General features: G+C 57.2%; 6 protein-coding genes. 2 read left to right on the top strand and 4 right to left on the bottom strand.

Translation table 11 applies throughout. The features are described 5' to 3' along the window. Positions 1-174: 174 nt before the first annotated feature. A complete protein-coding gene (locus tag ABIE18_RS22025; RefSeq protein WP_499724644.1) occupies positions 175-555 on the bottom strand; it encodes a hypothetical protein in 381 nt (126 codons plus the stop codon). Positions 556-1,852: 1,297 nt separating this feature from the next. Continuing rightward, positions 1,853-2,251: a hypothetical protein gene (locus ABIE18_RS22020; protein ID WP_499724643.1), complete on the bottom strand. Its 399-nt coding sequence runs from the start codon at positions 2,249-2,251 to the stop codon at positions 1,853-1,855. Between the two features lie 286 nt (positions 2,252-2,537). On the opposite strand from ABIE18_RS22020, the gene ABIE18_RS22015 reads away from it, so the two are divergent. Beyond that, positions 2,538-3,047 (top strand): barstar family protein, encoded by a 510-nt coding sequence (locus ABIE18_RS22015; protein ID WP_499724642.1) that lies wholly within the window; start codon positions 2,538-2,540, stop codon positions 3,045-3,047. A 154-nt stretch (positions 3,048-3,201) separates the two neighbouring features. On the opposite strand, the gene ABIE18_RS22010 is transcribed toward ABIE18_RS22015, so the two are convergent. Continuing rightward, positions 3,202-4,035, bottom strand: a complete 834-nt coding sequence (locus ABIE18_RS22010; RefSeq protein WP_499724641.1) for a hypothetical protein — start codon at positions 4,033-4,035, stop codon at positions 3,202-3,204. A gap of 125 nt (positions 4,036-4,160) precedes the next feature. On the opposite strand from ABIE18_RS22010, the gene ABIE18_RS22005 reads away from it, so the two are divergent. Next, positions 4,161-4,508: a hypothetical protein gene (locus ABIE18_RS22005; protein ID WP_499724640.1), complete on the top strand. Its 348-nt coding sequence runs from the start codon at positions 4,161-4,163 to the stop codon at positions 4,506-4,508. Between the two features lie 730 nt (positions 4,509-5,238). Here ABIE18_RS22005 and ABIE18_RS22000 read toward each other — a convergent pair. Next, positions 5,239-5,814, bottom strand: a complete 576-nt coding sequence (locus ABIE18_RS22000; protein ID WP_499724645.1) for an IS30 family transposase — start codon at positions 5,812-5,814, stop codon at positions 5,239-5,241. Positions 5,815-5,856: the final 42 nt, after the last annotated feature.

Raw genomic sequence — 5,856 nt, 5'->3', positions numbered from 1 at the left:
CTGCAAGAGATCAGGCCTCAAATGAATCGAATATCCCGCCATGACAACACCCATCCGATAAGTGTTGCAATCACCGCAAGAACCCAAGGATCCTTCACCGGGCGCCACAGTGTTCGATAGGGCAACGGCTTACCCGAGAGCTTCCCAGGAATTTGGAGGAGCGTCCGTTAGCGATTACAGGGAACGGATGATCCGAAGTAGATCCTCCCCCGAGGAGACAACGGCCACCTCAGCGTCGAGCTCTTCAGGCAAGTGACGGCGCTGTGCTTCGTCCGTGATGCACGTCGGGCATCCGACAGGAAGAATGACCCAGTCAGCCGCTTGAGCTGCATCAAAGAGCAGTTTCCAAGGCTCCTCACCTACGACGTGGTTGGCGACCATACTGTCCTCATTGAGATAAACGTCGATAGAACCGTCACCGTACTCCACGTACGCGAAGTTCTGCGCGGGATCCTCTCGCACGATGTAAGGCTCAAGTTTTAGACGCACTATTTCGCCACCGCCTGAGGTGTTTCCGCCGTCTCTGAAACCTTGGAAGTAGACATCGAATGACATGACCACATGCTGTCACACAGGCCGCAAAATGATCTTGGCTAGCTGCACGCTCAGGGATCCCTTAGCGGACGTGGCCGCAATGAAATTGTCCGAGCCGAAGGGCAGCCAGAGCGGTTTCAGAATGCTCCTAATTAGTCCAGTCGTTCCTGAGGTCTCTGAGAATGTATATAACAGTGATGACAACGCCTATAGGGGCTACCCATAGCCAAGTGACCAGAGCTTCAGCAAAACGAAATCCAGTCAACAGAAGCGCGAGCACGAATGCGATCGCCCATCCAACAAAACAGCTGGCGATCGATCTGCGAATCCGTTCGCGTCGTGTTGCCATGATTGATCCTAGCTCTTAGCGGTTTACGCGAGGATCCCCTGTTGGGTTGCCACAAGGAACGCACGCCTAAGTGAGTTGTATAAGCCGAGCAGAACACCAGCCGTGGCGCCACCTTCGACAGCCTTTGCGAAAGCATTGTCCTCGTCCTTCCTGAACATCGATTGACCTCTGTTGCAATAACCGCCTGAATCCGCCGATCCTCAAACGGGCGTATTCGTGCACGCACAAAGCAACGCAGGCCTACAGGGTGACGCCTCGTCGATCCGCAGAATCGGACCAGGTGCTTTCGCATGAAACAGTGCACGAAACCGGAAGTGATCAACGTTGGGTTGGGTTGAGCTTCCTGCACTCTTGCTAACCTGAGCCCAGCGGCAAGAACAGCCGTACCAACAGGAGAGTCAATCGATGACGGTTCGACCAGTACGCATTCGGGGTCTCTGGGCAGCAGCCATATTTGCTTCAGTGCTACTCCTCTCAGGCTGCGGTCAAAGGCCAGAAGTGGGCCGGGATGAATTGATCGGGACATGGGTCTACTCAGCCGGCGAAAGCTCTGTTGGCAAAGATGTCCCGGCGGCGACTCTGGAACTGCACGCCGACCACACACTGCTCGTTAAGGATTTTCCTCTGGACAGCATCTCTGAAGAACATCTGAGGACGTCGGCCATATCGTCTTCCGGGACCTGGGAATTCACGCCTCGGCTGGATAAATCAGAGGCGCGATACGAGAACCAATCCGGTGTAATTGTGCGAATCACCGACCTAAGGAAAACTGATCCAACAAAGGTACGGCGGGATCTGTTGGTGGAAAAAGACAGCGGTGGGGCCGTTCGTATCACCATCTATCCAGGAGGCGTGGACAACTTGGACCGGAAGTACGTCCTTTCCAAGCAGACCTGATCCTAGCCCGGCCGGGCCCTGTCCTCCGCAGATTTTCTCCGCCGGGCCAGTGGCGGATTCCTGAGCGTCCGGTCAGGGATCCTCTATCGAACGCTCTGGTGCTTTCCTCTGAGAGCCTGGGCGGTAGGTTAGCCGCAGCCGGAGGGCAACGGCCACCTGATCGGCGGGACCACAAATCTCGGGCGTGGACAGCTGGAAGAGTGCATCCGCCAAGAAATCGCGATCCTCGGGATTCAGCGCAATATCTTCGCGGCCCTGCAGCTCCTCCGCCCATGCGCAAAGATCATCTGCACTAATCTTCCCGGCCCAGAATTCGTCAAGGGCATGGCCGACATCCTGAGCAAAAGCAGTGGCTAACTCCTCCTGAGAGGACCACTCAAACGTCAACAACCGAGCCGACGACTCGCCTAATGGACGACGCAACCGTATGAGGTCATTGAGCGCTTCTCGCCTTTGATCCTGCGACACCACGGAAGTTCCTCCTTCAGTCCAGCAATCGCGGAAACTCATCCCAACTGACTGGAAGTCTGTCACGTTACCCAGCGTCCGCTTAGGGATCGGCTATCGGGCGTTGGTTCGCGGAAGACGAATGGGCTGAGCCTTCATGCGAGTGGCGGTCAAACGCTGGGTATATGGTCGATGCGTAACTCGTCTCGGGCCGAGGGTCCTCATCGGCCGTCTTGGAGGGGTCACAGCAATACCAACGCCGTTGACTATTGGGACCACGTCCATCCGTCAGTTCAAATCAGGTAGGCCCGTGAAGATCGCCGAAATCAGCAAACAGTTTGCCGTTCACGTGGGAGTCGAGGAGTCCTTGCTCGCTCAGCTCAAAGATGATGCACGCTTAAACGGGATGATGGTTTTCGAACTCGATTTGTCGGGGCTCACCGACGTGGCGGCCCTCTGCCAGTACCTTGAATCAGAGTTTATGTATCCGTACCGAACCGCAGGACTCGATGCAGCAATTGATCTGATCTCAGACCTTGAATGGTTCGAGAACAGCCAAGGCTACTTGGTCATCGTCCGCGGTGCTTCCGATGCCTCGCCTATCACAAGCGTATTCGGCTCATTGCTTCCACCCATTGTCGACATCTGGCGCAAGCAGGATATTCCGTTCGTCATAGCGATAAGGGAGAAGGGCGACCGCCTTAGAGTTGCCCTGGCGGACGCCAACGAGGAGATGGAGGAAGTCGGCAGGCGGCCTTGGGCCCAGCCCGGAACTGGGTCCGTCGAAGTCGTTGTCCATCCAACGAAACCTGGTAGGTAACCTTTAGCTGGTGTGGCCTCAAGGTCGATTAAGCGCCGATCTGAGATTGGCCGGGCAAGCGCCCGGTGAGGGATCGGCTTGCGCGACACGTCGTTGACCGGTCTTGGCCTTGTCTAAGGCGCTTAGAAACCGACGGCCAGGTACCCCGATTGAGCTATCCGCAGGCCCAGTCGAACGTATCGGATTCCAGATCGAATCGAGCGTTGCCGCCACCGCCGAAGTTGAGCCCCGAGATCTCTTCCAGTTCGAGGTACCAAGGAGTAAGCCCGTCGGGCATTGCTTGGATGGGGAAGGCAGTTCCGCCCAAGTGGCTCCTGGAAAATAGGGGTTCTGCCCAGTCCGCGAGACTGCCCGTATCTGTTGAGGGATGGATATACCCATCGGTGCTTACCTGATCTCCCCGGAGTTCAACAGGTGTCTTGCCAGCATTCGGATCGACTCGCGGAATCAACCAAATGTCGGTGGTTGGTTCGACGTTGTCCCAAGCATTAGTACCTTGTGACTCGTCGACATGCTCACCCTTGGCACGAAGGTCGGGACGAGGTGTCGTTGGGCCGGCAGCCAACTCATCATGCATGAGCCAAAGGATCGCAAATTCTCCATCGATCAGGTCTCTGCGCCTGAGCAGACCCGGATGGTTCTCGGCTGCTGCAAGGTCGCGCAGGAATGGATCGGTTGATTCAGCGCTCGGCATGGGAAATTTGTCTTCCACTGCGAATTGGCCCTCACCAGCAAAAATTGCAATCCCTGGAAACTGGGGACCGCGCCTTTGGAAGTCTGCAGGTAGCCAGAGAGTCAGCACATGCATCATGGGCAAACCAGTGTTGAGGCTTCGTGGCCAGTGTTCCCAACGAACGCCCGGCCCATGACTTCCTGTCCACCCTGAGGGCGGTTGACTTGGCAGGGCAGCTTCGGCAGTTCGTCCTGGCGCTTTGCCAAGCCCAGTGCCGCAACGAAAGGCCAGGTTCCAAGCGAGCGTCTCAGTCATGGCACCACCATATGGGGTGAATGATCCGGTCCAGACCTATGGGACTCAAGTTGCGTCCGGTGAAGGATCCCTAAGCGTGCAGCTGCCTAGGTCCTTGCGCATGCCGGGTGTGACAGCATGTGGTTATGAGCGCGCAACTTGAGGTTCCGCAATTGGAGGACCTGAATGATCTCGGAATTGTGATCGAGCCGTCTAGCCAGCCGTGGGTGGTGTCCGTGATGGCTTGGGCGAACGACGGGAGTGCGGTCGAGCTGACCTGGGACGAGATAGCGGGGTCAGCAAGCATCCGTTGGGTTAACGGTGACGAACTGAGGCTTGCTCTTGAGCGGGAGACCGCATCGAAGATCTCCGTGCGTGAGGAGTCTGGACGCATAGAGTTCCGAGTGTGGTCCCGCTGTGAGGGACTGGGCGGGCTATTGACCGTTCAGGTCGGCGAGCACGTGACGGTACATGACACGCTTCTGCGGACATAGCGGCAGTCAATCAGCCCTGACTAGTAAGGCTTGGAGCATCTCTGAGACGACGGGATAGGGGCGGAACGCTCCGTGATTATCACTCGCAGGATGGAGCGGGACTTCCGTGAAAGTCTTAATTCCGGGACCCGTGGAATACCCATCGGTATCTTCCCTGCAATGGGATCAGGCCGGACGTGACTGGCGGGAGGCGTGCCGTGGTGAGCAAAGACGAAGTCATCCGTAAGTTGCTCGTATCTGGCCTGGCCGACTGGGTTTCATTGCATGGCGTAGTGTGGTGGGGCACTAGAGGCACGATTACCCCAGATACGAAGCAGATAGTTCTGGACGTCCTTCACTCTGTTTATTCGGAGGGGCTCATGGTGCCTGGAGAGCTCGGGGAGACGGGTTTTGAGGATTGGGCGCGGCCGTCAGAAATATGGGTGATTCGGTCAGAGATGGCACTTGACGCTCTGGAATGGCGACCAATGGGTGAGGGCCTTTGGCTGCGGCTAACGCCGCACGGCAAGACCCTCGGGCACCAATATGAAGCCGAAGGAGAGGACCTCTCGGATTAGTAGTGGTTCCTTTGGACAACTTGGTGGCGCAGCCGGGACCGTTCATCAACTTATGCGCCCATAAGCCGGGGTCTTACCGACGCTTCAAGCGTCCGGTAAGGGATCCCCTTACGGAACGATCGAAGCGTGTCCTGATTGACCGGAGAATTCCCTGAGTCCATAAGCGTTAGCACTCACAGATGGCCGTTCTGGAGTGGAGTCTTTCCTGCTGGTTCATCGACATCTTGACCTCGGGGAGCATCCGCTGCCGCGACGGCGTGATAAGCCTCAAATCTGGCGGAGGCGCTGGACCAGTTCAGGACAGCCCTGGGGCGGCTGTTGATCTCCTCAGCGGCGAACAAGACGTCCGCCGGGTCTACCATGCTGAGATCATCTCCCTTCCGAAAGTACTGACGGAGCAAGCCGTTCGCGTTTTCGTTCGACGCACGCTGCCAGGGGCTGGCTGGTTCGCAAAAGTAAACGAGGGTTCCCAGTGCAGCAGTGACCTCAGCATGCTTGGCCATCTCTGATCCGCGGTCCCAGGTCAAGGTTCTTCGCAGAGCGGCAGGCATGACTCCAAGCTCCTCGATGAGTTGGTCCCGCATGTTGTCGGACCTGTTCCCTGGGCGGAGCGCAAAGGCGACGAGGAGCCGGGAAGAGCGTTCAACGAGCGTCACGATCGCTGATCTGTTCCCCTTCCCCATGATGAGGTCTCCCTCCTTACGGTGTTGTTGTGGGTGATTTCGGAGCTGTCGTAGTGTTTCGATCACCCTCGGGTGGCGGGTATGGCACAAGTCTCCCTGCCGCTTGGA

The sequence above is a fragment of the Arthrobacter sp. 2762 genome (assembly GCF_040548745.1).
GTDB lineage: Bacteria > Actinomycetota > Actinomycetes > Actinomycetales > Micrococcaceae > Arthrobacter.
Note: the sequence above shows the minus strand (reverse complement) of the source record. Positions and strands in the feature narration are given on the sequence as shown.